Genomic DNA, 13,486 nt, shown 5'->3' with positions numbered 1-13,486 from the left:
GTGGCCGGGGCACCGAGGCTGGTTCTGACTTACTTCTTGCCGAAAGCGCTGTTGTCGCAGCCCTGGCTCGAGCCCAGAGAGGTGTGCTGTGCGCCCGCGTTGCCCTCGTCGTTGAGCCCGATCAGGCCGTTGAGCAGTCCGACGTTGCCGAGGATGTCGAGGTTGGCGTCGTGCGACTTGCAGGTGCTGCTCTGCAGGACGCTGAAACTCTTGCCGTCTTCGCCCTTACCCCAGCCGCCCTGATCGGCGTGGGCGGCGCCGGCACTCAGGAGTCCGACGCTGCTGATGGCAGCGACCAGAACAGCAGCCTTGCGAAGCTTGTGCATGTCATCTCCGATGGAGTGTAAAGGGATGCGATCTGTGATAGATCGACTTCGTGCAGTTATGGACGCTAATACGAAATATCTTGAAAACAACGGGCGGCACGCCGCATTTGGGGAATCCTCACTGCCTTGGCCGATGCGGGGGAATGCCCCGCTCCGTGAGTGAATCGCGACGTCGGTATCTGGCCCGTCGGCTCGCCGCCGATGCCGATCGAATGGCCACTGGGACATAAAGGGGTCCCGGCGCCGGGCCTGGGGGCTCGGTGCCGGGACCTGTTTCCCGCTTTCGGTCGCCTATACGACCGTCACGCCTACCAGGCGCTGTTGTTGCAGCCCTGGGTCGAGCCGACGTGCGTGTCCTGTGCGCCCGGGTTGCCCTCGTCGTTGACACCGAGCAGGCCGTTCAGGATGCCGACGTTGCCGAGGAGGTCGAGGTTCAGGTCGTGCGACTTGCAGTTGGAGCTCTGAAGGACGTTGTAGCGGTCGCCGTCCTTCTTCTGGCCGCCGTGGCCCCCGTCGGCGTGGGCAGTGCCGGCACCCAGGAGTCCGACGCTGCTGAGGGCAGCGACCAGGACGGCAGCCTTGCGAAGCTTGTGCATGTCATCTCCGGTGGAGTGTGTGGATGCGATCTGTAATAGATCGACTTCGTACAGTCACGGAGATTAATACGAAATATCGCCAAAAATGCCCGGCGACGCGCCGGGTCCCGTGATCTTGTTGCGCAAGCATCCTGAAGCAGCATCGCCCCCGAGCGGGCCCTCCGGGGCGCGATCCTCGAAGGGCCCGTAACTCGGCGTCGATGTCCGGCCGTCCGGCGGCCTAGCGGGCGCCGGCGGTGGCGTTCGCCTGGCTGTTGGCCTGGGTGCAGGTGATGCCCCGGGTCTCGGCGGCGGCGAGCAGGGCGACCGGGAGATTGGCGTTGAGCAGGGACTGCGGGCTGCACTCCTGGTATGGACGGAAGAGGTTGTTCTGGTCCGGCGGGGTGGCCTGCGCCGGGGCCGTCCGCGGGGAGATGTGCGGGCTGAGTTGCGGGTTCACCTGTGGGTTGACCTGCGGGCTGACCTCGCCGGGCTGTTGCGGGGCCGCCTGCTGTTGCGGGGTCGGCGAACCGTAAGAGTGCCCGGTGGCCTGAGAGGCGCTCCACGAGGCGGCCTGGGCGTCCTGCCGCGGAACGGGGGGCGGAGCGGCATTGGTGGACGCGACGGGAGCGTCGGCGAAGCTGGGGCCGACGCCGATGGCGGACAGACCGCCGGCCGCTGCTACGACGAGCGCGACCTGCTGAAACTTGCGCATGGAACCCTCGGCCCTTCATTGACCTGTGCATGGAACGTATTGAAATGCAGACCAGCCAGTGCAGCTGTCGCTGTTTTGCTGCCCTGTGCGGCTGCGACGGACCATCGTCCTGGCCCAGTGGGGAACGAGATAAGTACGGGGCCAGTCACGGGATCCGGGGCGTGGTCACCCATTTGCCAGAGGGGGGTGAATCGTCAACGGAGGAGTGCGGGCATCGCACTCGTTCTTGACGGGGCGACAAGTCCTCACTCGCACGCGGCGCGACGGGCCGGTAATCCGATCGATGGCAAATGGGTGACGGAATTTGGGGTCCCGTGACCGAGTCGGAGGAAATGTCGTTGCCAGCTGGGAAAGGGCAGCGACCACGAATCGGAGAGGGGCAACGGGATCCGCTGTCGGCTCCGGCGTGAAGTCCACATGACAGCCCAGGATTACCCCTGTTGGGGCGCAGTACGAACATCAGACTGAGCGCACGCAAGACTGCACTGAATACAACGGATTTCCCTGTACAGGTATTGAAGGGCCGAGGGTTCCATGCGAAAGCTTCACAAGGCCGCGCTCGTCGTAGCGGCGGCCGGCGGTCTGTCCGCCATCGGCGCCGGCGTCAGCTATGCCGACGCTCCCGTCGGGTACAGCGGCGCTCCGGCGCCTGCTCCCGAGTATCCGGCGCCTCAGTACGCGGCCCCGGCGCCTGCTCCCCAGTACCAACCCCAGTACGCGGCCCCCGCGCCTGCTCCCCAGTACCAGGCGCCTCAGTACCAGGCCCCCGCGCCTGCCCCCCAGTACCAGGCACCCCAGTACCAGGCCCCCGCGCCTGCTCCCCAGTACCAGGCGCCTCAGTACCAGGCCCCCGCGCCGGCCCCCCAGTACCAGGCACCCCAGCAGAGTGGTCCGCAGGCCACGGCAGCGTCCAGTTCGACGGGCACCGCACAGTCCGGTCCGCAACCGTATTTCCAGCCGATGCAGGCCGCTCCCCAGGGCCCTGCCCCGCAGCAGAGCGGTCAGGCCTCCGCCTGGGCCTCGTCGGGGGGCGCCGCGCAGGCGTCCGGCTCGCCGTACGCCCCGCAGCAGCCGGCGCAGGTCCTGCCGCAGGTCACCCCGCAGACGGCGCCGCAGGTCATGCCGCAGGTCGCCCCGCAGGTCGCCGTACCCCAGGCCTTCAACCCGGAGCCCCCGCCGCGTGTCGCCCCGCAGGTGAACCCGCAGGTGAACCCGCAGGTGAACCCGCTCGTCGACCCGCTGATCGCGGCGCCCGGCACACCGCAGGTACCCGGGCTCGGCCTCGGACAGCTCGCGGCGCCTCCCGTGGGCCAGTTGGGTCTGCCCCGACTCGGCTGACGGTTGCCCCCCAGCAACTGTTCACCGTCCCCACTCGATCTGCTGCAGATCACATCCGCTCGATCAATGGAGAAGAAATGCGCAAGCTTCAGAAGGCCGCCATCGTGGGCGCCGTCCTCAGCAGTATCGGCTCTTTCGGCGCCGGCACCGCCTTGGCACACGGCGAGCCGGGGCACGACATCGACGTCACGCAGGGCGCCGAGTGCCGCTCTCACGACATGAACATCGACGTGCTCGGCAACGTGGGCGCCATCAACGGCCTGGGGGGCAACCTGCTGAACGGCGAAGGGGACCCGGGTGCGCAGCCGAGCCACCTCGGTTCGGACATGGGCTGCAACAGCAAGGCGCTCTGAACAGCCGCGCTGCGCGCTTCTCCTCCAAGACCCTCCCCTCGTCATGTTCTTCGCGGTCCCGCGAGAGGGCCGACGGTCTCCGGGCCCGGCATGACTGCTCCCCCTGGCGATCAGGATGACCTGGAGTGTCACCGGGCCCGAGAGGCGTAGTGGAGAGCGTGAGGGGGGTCGGCCTGGTCCTCGTGCGACGTGTCGACGAGGACCTCGTACTCCTTGGGCCACGGCGGGCCCGGCAGCGCGAAGTCGACCGGGCGGTGGTCGGCATGCAGCACGGCGAGGAAGCTGTCGTCCCGCGGTCATTTCCCCAGCGAGCACGACGCGTTGAAGGGAATCTGCATGGCCGTCATGGCGCTCGACCCCACGGGGAAGGGCCAGGCCCGCTGGACCAGCCGCCGGGGACCGCGCTGAACGCCGTCGACATCACCTTCGACGGCCGTCTCTCCGCAGCCCGCCAGTAGCCTCGACGACCCGAGTTGCAGCGATCATTTGCCAGCCGTGACAGTGCCGAGGCGGGCCAGCGCCACGTCCGTCAGCCGGTACACCGTCCACTCGTCCTGCGGCCGCGCGCCCAGCGACTCGTAGAAGTCGATCGAGGGGCGGTTCCAGTTGAGGACGGCCCACTCCAGGCGCTGGTAGCCGCGTGCCACGCAGATCCGCGCCAGTTCCGTCAGCAACGCCTTGCCGTGGCCGGCGCCGCGTGCGGTGGGACGTACGTACAAGTCCTCCAGGTAGATGCCGTGGACGCCGCGCCACGTGGAGAAGTTCAGGAACCAGAGGGCGAAGCCGACCGGTTCGCCGCTCTTGTCGTCCACCGCGATGTGCGCGTACGCCGCCGGGTGCTCGCCGAAGAGCGCCTCGCGCAGCTGCTCCGGTGTTGCCCGGGCCTCCTCCGGGACCTTCTCGTACTCGGCCAGTTCACGGACCAGGGCGTGGATGACGGAAATGTCAGCGGGGGTCGCGGTGCGGATCATAGGGGTGAGGCTAGCTCCACGCGCCGCGCAGTCTGCGGGCGATCTCGAGTCGTTCGGGCTCCAGGGGGCGGCCGTCCTCGATGTCCCAGAGGCAGTTCTGCAGGACGCGGGCGAGGGTCCAGGCGCGGGCGCGTGCCCGGTCGAGGGCCAGGACGTCGGTCATCGCGTCGAAGCGCCAGAGGATCTCGTCGGCTTCGAAGCGGTTGGCGAGGGCGGGGCAGAGGTCGAAGCCGGGATCGCCTGCGAGGGGCTTGGGGTCGATGGCCGGCCAGGGGGCGCGCCGGGAGGCGAGGACGTTGTCGTAGTGGAGGTCCCAGTGCAGGAGGCGGTCGCCGGGTTCGGCGACGACCTCGCGTACGGCGGCGGCGCAGTCGGCGAGGAGGCGGCGGGCATCGGGGTCCCCGATCCGCTCCAGTGCCGGCGGTGTCCGTTCGAGCATGGAAGCCGGCCGTCAGCTTCGGCAGCCTCGCGATGAACGCCCGTCCCGCCTCGCCGTTGAGCTTCTCCTGAGATGCGGCCGGCTCGTGCGGAATGTCAATCACGTACGGGACACTAAGGGCATGCGTGAATCGGCTCATGCGAATTGACCGGGGCTTCCACAGGGTGTGGACGTACGTGCGCGGCGCCCCCGGTACGTACGTCTGGCTGGTGATCCTCTTCGTCACCACGGTGGCCCTGCACCACATGTCGCCGGACTTCGAGGAGGACTTCCTGCGGCAGCGCTCGACGAACATCCACGAGCTGTCGAGCAACCCGGTGCGGGTGCTGTTCGCCAGCGCGATGTGGATCGACGGCGGGCACTGGCTGCCGTACGCCGTCCTGTACAGCGTCTTCCACGCGCCGGCCGAGCGCTGGATGGGCACCGCGCGCTGGCTGGCGGTGTGCGCGGCCGCGCATGTGCTGGCCACGCTGATCAGCGAGGGCGCCCTGCTGTGGGCGATCCGGCACGAGATGGCACCGGAGCCGGCGGTCAACACCCTGGACATCGGGGTCAGTTACGCGCTGGCCGGGGTGATCGCGGTGCTCACGTACCGGATCGCGGCGCCCTGGCGGTACCCGTACCTGGTGGTCGTCCTCGCGGTGTACGGGGTTCCGCTGGCGACCGGCCGCACCTTCACCGATCTCGGGCATTTCACCTCCGTACTGATCGGTCTGGCCTGCTATCCGCTGGTCAGAGGCCGGGGAAAAGTACGGAATCCGAAGGAGACATGGGCGGCTGACACGGGTTAACGTCCGGCCATGAGCAGCAGCACGGTCAATGGCGGCATCTCCTTCTGGTACGCGGACGACGGCCTTCCCGGGACGCGGGAGCCGCTGCCCGGTGACGCGTCCGCCGATGTCGTCATCGTCGGCGGCGGCTACACGGGGCTGTGGACCGCGTACTACCTGAAGAAGGCGGCCCCCTTCCTCCGCATCACCGTGCTGGAGCAGAAGTTCTGCGGCTACGGCGCCTCGGGGCGCAACGGCGGCTGGCTCTACAACGGCATCGCGGGCCGCGACCGGTACGCGAGGCTGCACGGCCGGGAGGCCGCCGTACGCCTCCAGCAGGCGATGAACGACACCGTCGACGAGGTGGTGCGGGTCGCCGCCGAGGAAGGCGTCGACGCCGACATTCACCAGGGCGGCGTCCTCGAAGTGGCGTATACGCCCGCTCAGTTGGCGCGTCTGAAGGCCTTCCACGCGCACGAGCTGTCGTACGGCGAGAAGGACCGTGAGCTGTACGGCGCCCGGGAGACCGCCGAGCGGGTCCGGGTCGCGGACGCCGTGGGCTCGACCTGGACCCCGCACGGGGCGCGGTTGCACCCGGTGAAGCTGGTGAAGGGGCTCGCGGCGGCCGTCGAGGCGCTGGGCGTCACGATCCACGAGCAGACGCCGGTGACGGAGATCCGGCCGAAGCACGCGGTGACGCCGTACGGGACGGTCCGCGCGCCGTATGTGCTGCGCTGCACGGAGGGCTTCACCGCGAACCTCAAGGGACAGCGGCGCACCTGGCTGCCGATGAACTCCTCGATGATCGCGACGGAGCCGCTGACGGACGAGCAGTGGGCGGCGATCGGCTGGGAGGGTCGCGAGACGCTCGGTGACATGGCGCACGCGTACATGTACGCGCAGCGCACCGCCGACGGCCGCATCGCGCTCGGCGGACGCGGGGTCCCGTACCGCTTCGGCTCGCGCACCGACAACGACGGCCGTACGCAGCAGGCCACCATCGAGGCGCTGCAGGAGATCCTCGTGCGCTTCTTCCCGTCCCTGACCGGGGTGAAGGTGGCGCACGCCTGGTCGGGCGTCCTCGGCGTTCCGCGCGACTGGTGCGCCACGGTGACCCTGGACCGTTCCACGGGCCTCGGCTGGGCGGGCGGCTACGTCGGCTCCGGAGTCGCCACCGCCAACCTCGCCGCGCGCACCCTGCGCGACCTGGTCCAGCAGGACTCCGGGCAGTCGGGTGCCACGGAGCTGACCGGGCTGCCCTGGGTGAACCACAAGGTGCGCAAGTGGGAGCCGGAGCCCTTCCGTTGGATCGGCGTGCACGGGATGTACGCGACCTACCGCACGGCGGACCGGCGTGAACTGACCACGCACAGTGCCCAGTCGTCCCGCCTGGCTCAGCTGGCGGACCGGGTGGCCGGGCGTCACTGAGGACGACGGAAGAAGTTTTACGCTCTCATTGCCCACGCACATCTCTCTCATCACCGTCCTCCCCCCAAAGCTGTTGGCCAGCTTGTGTCATGTACGCCACGGTTCCTCAGGGGAGGGCATTTTTCATGGCAGCCAATGGCTACCGAAGAAGACGAGTGTGGGCGGTGCTGGGCGCCTGCGCCGCGCTGGGAATGACGGTTACACAGGCCCAGGCGGCGTCGGGCGGCACCGATCCGTTCGGTGTCCGAATACTCCGTCAACAGGCCCTTCTGCAGCAGGAGAAGGGCCTGTCCGCTTTCGCGGAGGACCCGGGGGACGAGGGCGACGAGGACGAGTCGGGGAACATCGCCGAGCAGGCCGATCAGTACGCGGAGGCGCGGACCTCGCCGGGGATCGTGGCGCCGGGCGCGTATGGAGCGGCCTACGACCAGCTGTCCGATCTGCCGCGCACGGGCGGCAGTTGGAGCGACCTGACCCGGCTGCCGTACAACTCCGACGACGCGCGCTACCGCGACATCAACTCCAACTCCAGTGGCGGCGCGGGCAAGGTCACCGGGCGGGTGACCGGGCTCGCGGCGGACAACCACGGGTACGTGTACGCGGGCGCGGCCAACGGCGGCGTGTTCCGCTCCAGCCGTGGGGGCGGCCACTGGAAGAACATCTCCGACCGGCTGCCCGCGCTCTCCACCGGTGATCTGCAGCTCGATCCGCGCGGCCGGCTCTGGTACGCGACCGGCGAGGCCAACACCAGCGCGACCTCCTTCCTCGGGACGGGCGTGTACGTCCTCGACGACCCGCGCAAGGGCAGCTTCAGCCCCCGTGACCGGGTGGGCGGGGACGAACTGGAGTCCACCTCCATCAACGCCCTGCGGTTCGGCGGGAACAAGGTGTGGGCCGCCACCACGAGGGGGGTGTGGAGCCACTCCACGAAGTCCCTGAAGGGCGCCTGGAAGTTGGAGTTCGCGCCCAACCCCGACTATCTGCCGGGTGGTTCGAAGGCGTCCGACCCGTCGGCCGCGTACAAGAACATCACCAGTGACATCGCCATCGACCCGAAGGACCCGAGCAAGGTGGTCCTCGCCGTCGGCTGGCGCGGCGGCGACACGTACAACGGCTTCTACGTGAAGGGCAGCCGGGGCTGGGAGCGGCTGACCGACGGGCTCGGCGATCTGCCGGGCAACAGTGAGGACGTCGGCAATGTGACCTTCGCGCGCAGCGCGGACGGCTCGCGGTACTACGCCATCGACCAGTCGCCCGAGATGACCGCCGAGAACCCGGACAGCGGGCTCGAAGGCATCTTCGTCTCCAAGTCCGGTTCGCCTACGGGCCCTTGGACGCGCATCGCGAGCTACGAGCAGCTGCGGGACTCGGGCTCCGCGCTCACCGGCGCGGGCTACCAGCCCGGGATCCAGGCCTGGTACGACCAGTTCCTCACGGTCGACCCGAAGAACCCCGACCATGTGTACGCGGGCCTCGAGGAGGTCTTCGAGACCAAGGACGGCGGGGCGAGCTGGAGCGTGCCCGGGCCGTACTGGAACTTCGGCTTCCGCTGCTGGTCCATCGACCCGGCGAAGCAGAGCGGCGACTGCCCGGCGACCACGCATGCCGACCAGCACTCGGTCGCGGTCGGCAGCGACGGGGGCGCGCCCTACGTCGTCGTGGGTGACGACGGCGGTGTCTTCCGGCGGCCGCTGAAGGGAAGCGCCAACGCGGAGGGGCACGCCACCGACTGGCGGTCCCTGAACGACGGCACGATGGACGCCCTCCAGTACTACTCGGTGGGTGTCGGGACCGACTCCCGCGGCCTCGCCGTCACCGGCGGCCTCCAGGACAACGGGCAGTCGGTTCTGCGGCCCGGCGACAGCGCGATGGGCTCCAACTTCGGCGGCGACGGCGGCGACACGATCACCGACCCGGACAACGGCTGCAACATCGCGGCGGAGTACGTGTACCTGGCGGTCTCGGTCACGAACAACTGCGCGGTGAACGACGGAAGTTGGGTCACCGATCCGTCGAATGCGACCTCCTACTCGGTCGCGCCGCCCGACAACGCCACCGGCGAGGCCCGCTTCATCGCCCCGCTGAACGCCGACATCAAGGACAAGAACACCTGGGTCGCGGGCGGCCGCCACGTCTGGATCAACACCCACGGGTACGCGATCCGCAGCGGCGGGGAGTGGTTCGGGGCGTACGACCTCGGTGAGGGCCACACCGCCACGGCCGTCGCGTCCTCGGGCGGCAAGGTGTACGCCGCCTGGTGCGGCCCCTGCAACAACCAGGGCTTCACCCGGGGCATCGCGGTCGGCAACGCGGACGGCACGGGCTGGCACCAGTTGACGCTGCCCGTGGACGGCACGGTCCCCAACCGCTATCTCTCCGGGCTGGCCATCGACCCGGCGAACAGCGACCATGTCCTGCTCGCCGTCAACGGCTTCTCCCGCAAGTGGACCGAGGGCCCGGGCGCGGGCGTCGGCCACCTGTTCGAGACGAAGGACGGCGGCGTGACCTGGAAGGACGTCTCAGGGAACCTGCCCGACGTGCCCGCCAACTCGGTCGCCCTGCTCAAGGGCGGCGTCGTCGCGGTCGGCACGGATCTGGGTGTGCTCGTCCGCACGCCTCGGTCCTCCGGCTGGAAGGTGGCGGGGGACAACCTCCCGACCACGGCCGTACTCCAGCTGCGCACCGGCCCCGACGGCCGGCTGTACGCGGCCACGCACGGGCGTGGGATCTGGGCGATCGACGTACGGCGACTGGGCTGACGCGTTGAGGGGGCAGGGGCCCGCGCCCCTGCCCCCTCACACGGATTCCGGCACCGGCGCGTCCACCGGCACGTGCTTCGGGGCCTTCGTCGTGACCATGAGGCCCGCGGTGAGGCCCGCCAGGAGCATGATTGCCGTGGCCCACCAGATGGCGACCGTGTAGCCGTGCACGACGCCCTCGCGGACGATCAGGGCCTTCTGGGCGGGGTTGCGGAGGTGGGCGGCGATGTACGTCGCGCTGGCCGTGGTGGCGATGGTGTTCAGCAGGGCCGTACCGATCGAACCGCCCACCTGCTGAGAGGTGTTGACGGTCGCGGAGGTCACACCGGAGTCCTGCGGGGCGACACCCGCGGTGGCGGTGGCGAAGACCGGCATGAAGATCAGGCCCATGCCGAGGCCCATCAGCAGCAGCCCGGGCAGGAGCTCGGTCGTGTACGACGAGTCCACGGTCAGCTGGGTGAAGAAGGCCATTCCGCTCGCCGCCAGGACCGCGCCCGGCACCATCAGGGCGCGCGGCGGCACGTGGTTCATCAGCCGGGCCGAGATCTGCGTCGAGCCGACGATGATCGCGGCCGTCAGGGGCAGGAAGGCCATGCCCGTCTTCACCGGCGAGTACCCGAGGATGACCTGCAGGTAGTAGGTCATGAACAGGAACATGCCGAACATGCCGATGACGGCGAGGGCCATCGTCAGGAAGCAGCCGGCGCGGTTGCGGTCCTTGACGATGTGCAGCGGCAGCAGCGGGCTCGGTGCCCTGGACTGCCACCACACGAAGGCCGCCAGCATGGCGAGGCCCACCGCGAAGAGGGCCAGCACCAGCGAGTCCGTCCAGCCGCGCGGCTGCGCCTCGCTGAACCCGTACACGATCGCGACCAGACCGCCGCAGCCCAGCAGCACACCGGGCACGTCGAGGCGGGCGCCCGTGTGACCCGGGCGGTCGTGCAGCAGTGCGTATGCGCCGAAGACCGCGACGGCGGCGATGGGGATGTTGACGTACAGACACCAGCGCCAGTTCAGGTACTCCGTCAGCAGGCCGCCCGCGATGAAGCCGATCGCCGATCCGCTGCCCGCGAGGGCGCCGTAGATGCCGAAGGCCTTTCCGCGCTCCTTGGGGTCGGTGAAGGTGGTGGTCAGCAGGCTGAGCGCGGAGGGCGCCAGTACGGCGGCGAAGACGCCCTGGAGCGCACGGGCGCCGAAGAGCATGCCGGAGCTGGTGGCAGCGCCGCCCAGCGCGGAGGCGGCGGCGAAGCCGATGAGCCCGATGACGAAGGTCCGCTTGCGGCCGACGAGGTCGGCGATCCGGCCGCCGAGCAGCAGGAGTCCGCCGAAGGCCAGCGTGTACGCCGTGATCACCCATTGGCGGTTGGCGTCGGACATGCCCAGATCACGCTGTGCGGAAGGGAGCGCGATGTTCACGATGGTCGCGTCGAGGACCACCATCAACTGTGCGAGAGCGATGATCACCAGGCCCCACCAGCGGCGGGGGTCGGCACCTGCCGGCGCCCCGGGTTCACCTGTTCGGGTGACACTCACTTGGCCAGAAGACCATGAATCAGTATGTATCGCATCTTCGCCTCGGTGACTTGTCATGGTTCCAGCACCACCTTTCCGATCGTGCCGCGGGATTCGAGGGCCCGGTGCGCGGCGGCCGCCTCGGCGAGCGGGAACCGGGTCACGGCCGGGGTCAGCCGTCCGGCCGCGGCCTCGGCGAGCGCGCGCAGTTCCAGGGTCCTTACGGGGTTGGGGCCGCCCGCCTTCCGCAGCATCACGGGGCCGAGGACCTGCTCCGACACACCGTCGACGAGGTAGGGGGAGCCGTCGCGGATGCCCTCGCCGGACCAGCCGAAGACGAGGTGCTTGCCACCGGGGCCGAGGAGGCCGACGGCGGCACGGGCGACGTCGCCGCCGACACCGTCGAAGACGACGGTCGCCGCCCTGTCCCCGAGGTGGGTGCGGACTTTCTCCGGCCAGCCGGGATCGTTGTAGTCGACGGCCAGATCGGCGCCGTTCGCACGGACCCGGGCCACCTTCTCCGGCCCGCCCGCGAGGCCGATGACCGTGGCGCCCGCGTGCCGCGCGTACTGCACCAGCAGGGTGCCGAGACCGCCCGCGGCCGCCGGTACGACGACCACGGAATAGTGGCCGAGCTCGGCGAACTGCAGGATCCCCATCGCCGTACGACCTGTTCCGATCATGGCGACGGCCTGCGCGAAGTCCAGGTTGCCGGGGATCTCGTGGAGGCGGTCGACGTCGGTGACGGCGAGTTCGGCGTAGCCTCCGGGAGCGAAGCCGAGGTGGGCGACGACGCGCTTGCCGAGCCAGTTCGCGGCGACGCCCGCGCCGAGGGACTCGACGGTTCCGGCGACCTCGCGGCCGGGGATCGTCGGCAGCGACGTCGGCGCCGCGCCGCCGGGACCCTGCATGCCCTCGCGCAGGGCCGCGTCCAGGAGATGTACGCCGGCGGCGGCGACGGCGATACGTACCTGTCCCGGGCCCGGTTCGGGGTCCTCGGCCTTCTCGTAGGTGAGGTTCTCGGCCGGGCCGAAGGCGTGCAGGCGGATGGCGTGCATGGTGGGCTCCGTCTCGTCATGCTCCGTTGTGCGGCCAGCCTTCAACCTCAAGCTCGCTTGAGGTCAAGGCGCTCCCGGATCCTGAGGGCCAGCGCGACGGCCTCGAGCGCGCTGTTGAAGGAGACCTCCGAGAGCACGCCGGGGGCGGCCACTTGGTCGCCCGCCAGATAGACGCCGTCGCCCCGGTCGATGGACGGCCGGTCCCGCCAGCTGGTGCCGGGCAGGTCGACCGCGCCGGTACGGCCGCTCGCGACGGCCTCGCGCCGCCAGGTGACACGCTCGCGCCAGCCCTCGAAGGCGAGATCGAGCAGGTGCTCGGCGCGGGCGATGCCGTCGGCCCGGGACTCGTGCGGGGCGATCGGGATCTGCCCCTGGACCAGCTGCTCGCCGGCTGGGGCGAGAGTGCGGTCCTGCGCCGTGAACCGTTCGAGCCAGCCCGGCGCGTCCAGGTCGGAGACGGCGAACGCGTCGCCGCGCCGGGTGCGTACGGCCAGGTCGATGAGGGCGGTACGGCCGCCGGTCCAGGTCAGCGAGGCGTCTTTGAGAAGACGGCGGGCGGAGTCGAGGGAGGTGGCCACGATGACGGGACCACGGTCTTCCGGGAGGGCGTCGACACGGCTGAGGGTCTCCATCCGGACGCCCAGATTCCAGGCCCGGGCCGCCATCCGGTCGATCACGGATGCCCACCCGCCCCTCGGATAGTGCGCCTCGGGCGGCAGCTTCGTGGCCCGGCGCAACCGTTCCTGCACGAACGCCGCGGAGAGCGACCCGGGGTCGTGATGGAAGAGGGCGACGGCGGAGTAGTGCGCGGCGGCCCGCGCGCCTTCCTCGCCCGCCTCGGCCACGGCCCACGTCATGAAGTCGACGTCCACGGGCGCCTGTCGGGAGGTCCGGCGCAGCAGCTTGAGCATCGCGAAGGGTGGGGTGCGGCGCAGGGCGCCCTTGTGATGCAGCCGCAGCCGGGCGGCCTCCAGGGGAGGGATCGGCGCGAGCGGCCCGAGCAGGTCACGCTGCTTGAGCCAGGTCCAGTGCGGGCCGCCGCTGTAGAGGGCGTGCGGGCCCTCGTTCGTCCGGTACGGGCCCTCGGCGGTGCGGGCCCGGCCGCCGAGCGTGTGATGCGCCTCGTACACGGTGACCTTGGTGCCCGCCTCGGCGGCGGTGACGGCCGCGGTGAGTCCGGCGAAGCCGCCGCCGATGACGGTGATGTGCTGCATGACTGGGGTCTCCCTCGGATCGCTCTGC

The 13,486-nt window shown here is 70.0% G+C and carries 13 protein-coding genes and 2 pseudogenes; 6 read left to right on the top strand and 9 right to left on the bottom strand.

Translation table 11 applies throughout. From position 1 onward, the window contains the following. Positions 1 to 29: 29 nt before the first annotated feature. The 3 genes from AB0D27_RS20755 to AB0D27_RS20745 form a co-directional block, all read right to left on the bottom strand. Positions 30 to 326: a hypothetical protein gene (locus AB0D27_RS20755; RefSeq protein WP_362510609.1), complete on the bottom strand. Its 297-nt coding sequence runs from the start codon at positions 324 to 326 to the stop codon at positions 30 to 32. Positions 327 to 634: 308 nt separating this feature from the next. Further along, positions 635 to 922, bottom strand: coding sequence for a hypothetical protein (locus AB0D27_RS20750; protein ID WP_362510606.1), 288 nt, complete (start codon positions 920 to 922; stop codon positions 635 to 637). 220 nt (positions 923 to 1,142) lie between these two features. After that, positions 1,143 to 1,616: a hypothetical protein gene (locus AB0D27_RS20745; RefSeq protein ID WP_362510603.1), complete on the bottom strand. Its 474-nt coding sequence runs from the start codon at positions 1,614 to 1,616 to the stop codon at positions 1,143 to 1,145. 534 nt (positions 1,617 to 2,150) lie between these two features. Here AB0D27_RS20745 and AB0D27_RS20740 point away from each other — a divergent pair. Both AB0D27_RS20740 and AB0D27_RS20735 read left to right on the top strand, forming a co-directional pair. Further along, positions 2,151 to 2,954, top strand: a complete 804-nt coding sequence (locus AB0D27_RS20740; protein ID WP_362510600.1) for a hypothetical protein — start codon at positions 2,151 to 2,153, stop codon at positions 2,952 to 2,954. Positions 2,955 to 3,031: 77 nt separating this feature from the next. After that, positions 3,032 to 3,307: a hypothetical protein gene (locus AB0D27_RS20735; protein WP_362510598.1), complete on the top strand. Its 276-nt coding sequence runs from the start codon at positions 3,032 to 3,034 to the stop codon at positions 3,305 to 3,307. 128 nt (positions 3,308 to 3,435) lie between these two features. Here the strand turns inward: AB0D27_RS20735 and AB0D27_RS20730 are convergent, their stop codons facing one another. Beyond that, positions 3,436 to 3,579 (bottom strand): hypothetical protein, encoded by a 144-nt coding sequence (locus AB0D27_RS20730; RefSeq protein ID WP_362510615.1) that lies wholly within the window; start codon positions 3,577 to 3,579, stop codon positions 3,436 to 3,438. A gap of 4 nt (positions 3,580 to 3,583) precedes the next feature. Between AB0D27_RS20730 and AB0D27_RS20725 the strand changes: the two are divergent. Continuing rightward, positions 3,584 to 3,765 (top strand): annotated as a pseudogene (locus tag AB0D27_RS20725) (IS256 family transposase); the annotation flags it as partial. A 24-nt stretch (positions 3,766 to 3,789) separates the two neighbouring features. On the opposite strand, the gene AB0D27_RS20720 reads toward AB0D27_RS20725, so the two are convergent. Continuing rightward, a complete protein-coding gene (locus tag AB0D27_RS20720) occupies positions 3,790 to 4,278 on the bottom strand; it encodes a GNAT family N-acetyltransferase (RefSeq protein ID WP_362510595.1) in 489 nt (162 codons plus the stop codon). A 10-nt stretch (positions 4,279 to 4,288) separates the two neighbouring features. Continuing rightward, positions 4,289 to 4,720 (bottom strand): annotated as a pseudogene (locus AB0D27_RS20715) (aminoglycoside phosphotransferase family protein); the annotation flags it as partial. Between the two features lie 134 nt (positions 4,721 to 4,854). On the opposite strand from AB0D27_RS20715, the gene AB0D27_RS20710 reads away from it, so the two are divergent. The 3 genes from AB0D27_RS20710 (at position 4,855) to AB0D27_RS20700 (ending at position 9,674) form a co-directional block, all read left to right on the top strand. Continuing rightward, positions 4,855 to 5,508: a rhomboid-like protein gene (locus tag AB0D27_RS20710; protein ID WP_362510592.1), complete on the top strand. Its 654-nt coding sequence runs from the start codon at positions 4,855 to 4,857 to the stop codon at positions 5,506 to 5,508. A 9-nt stretch (positions 5,509 to 5,517) separates the two neighbouring features. Beyond that, entirely contained in the window at positions 5,518 to 6,915 is a 1,398-nt protein-coding gene (locus AB0D27_RS20705; protein ID WP_362510589.1) for an FAD-dependent oxidoreductase, read from the top strand. Positions 6,916 to 7,040: 125 nt separating this feature from the next. Beyond that, entirely contained in the window at positions 7,041 to 9,674 is a 2,634-nt protein-coding gene (locus AB0D27_RS20700; protein WP_362510586.1) for a glycosyl hydrolase, read from the top strand. A 36-nt stretch (positions 9,675 to 9,710) separates the two neighbouring features. On the opposite strand, the gene AB0D27_RS20695 is transcribed toward AB0D27_RS20700, so the two are convergent. Genes AB0D27_RS20695 through AB0D27_RS20685 form a run of 3 tightly spaced genes read right to left on the bottom strand, consistent with a single transcriptional unit; the run spans position 9,711 to position 13,458 of the window. Next, positions 9,711 to 11,207: an MFS transporter gene (locus AB0D27_RS20695; RefSeq protein WP_362510583.1), complete on the bottom strand. Its 1,497-nt coding sequence runs from the start codon at positions 11,205 to 11,207 to the stop codon at positions 9,711 to 9,713. 53 nt (positions 11,208 to 11,260) lie between these two features. Then, positions 11,261 to 12,244: a zinc-binding dehydrogenase gene (locus AB0D27_RS20690; RefSeq protein WP_362510580.1), complete on the bottom strand. Its 984-nt coding sequence runs from the start codon at positions 12,242 to 12,244 to the stop codon at positions 11,261 to 11,263. 47 nt (positions 12,245 to 12,291) lie between these two features. Beyond that, positions 12,292 to 13,458: an FAD-dependent oxidoreductase gene (locus AB0D27_RS20685; protein WP_362510577.1), complete on the bottom strand. Its 1,167-nt coding sequence runs from the start codon at positions 13,456 to 13,458 to the stop codon at positions 12,292 to 12,294. Between the last annotated feature and the right edge of the window lie 28 nt (positions 13,459 to 13,486).

Source organism: Streptomyces sp. NPDC048415, from assembly GCF_040651675.1.
Classification (GTDB): Bacteria; Actinomycetota; Actinomycetes; order Streptomycetales; family Streptomycetaceae; genus Streptomyces.
Note: the sequence above shows the minus strand (reverse complement) of the source record. Positions and strands in the feature narration are given on the sequence as shown.

Coding starts and splice junctions, on each gene's coding strand:
- AB0D27_RS20690 (WP_362510580.1), bottom strand. CDS start 12,244: ATGCACGCCATCCGCCTGCACGCCTTCGGCCCGGCCGAGAACCTCACC.
- AB0D27_RS20750 (WP_362510606.1), bottom strand. CDS start 922: ATGCACAAGCTTCGCAAGGCTGCCGTCCTGGTCGCTGCCCTCAGCAGC.
- AB0D27_RS20740 (WP_362510600.1), top strand. CDS start 2,151: ATGCGAAAGCTTCACAAGGCCGCGCTCGTCGTAGCGGCGGCCGGCGGT.
- AB0D27_RS20735 (WP_362510598.1), top strand. CDS start 3,032: ATGCGCAAGCTTCAGAAGGCCGCCATCGTGGGCGCCGTCCTCAGCAGT.
- AB0D27_RS20745 (WP_362510603.1), bottom strand. CDS start 1,616: ATGCGCAAGTTTCAGCAGGTCGCGCTCGTCGTAGCAGCGGCCGGCGGT.
- AB0D27_RS20685 (WP_362510577.1), bottom strand. CDS start 13,458: ATGCAGCACATCACCGTCATCGGCGGCGGCTTCGCCGGACTCACCGCG.
- AB0D27_RS20705 (WP_362510589.1), top strand. CDS start 5,518: ATGAGCAGCAGCACGGTCAATGGCGGCATCTCCTTCTGGTACGCGGAC.
- AB0D27_RS20755 (WP_362510609.1), bottom strand. CDS start 326: ATGCACAAGCTTCGCAAGGCTGCTGTTCTGGTCGCTGCCATCAGCAGC.
- AB0D27_RS20720 (WP_362510595.1), bottom strand. CDS start 4,278: ATGATCCGCACCGCGACCCCCGCTGACATTTCCGTCATCCACGCCCTG.
- AB0D27_RS20710 (WP_362510592.1), top strand. CDS start 4,855: ATGCGAATTGACCGGGGCTTCCACAGGGTGTGGACGTACGTGCGCGGC.
- AB0D27_RS20700 (WP_362510586.1), top strand. CDS start 7,041: ATGGCAGCCAATGGCTACCGAAGAAGACGAGTGTGGGCGGTGCTGGGC.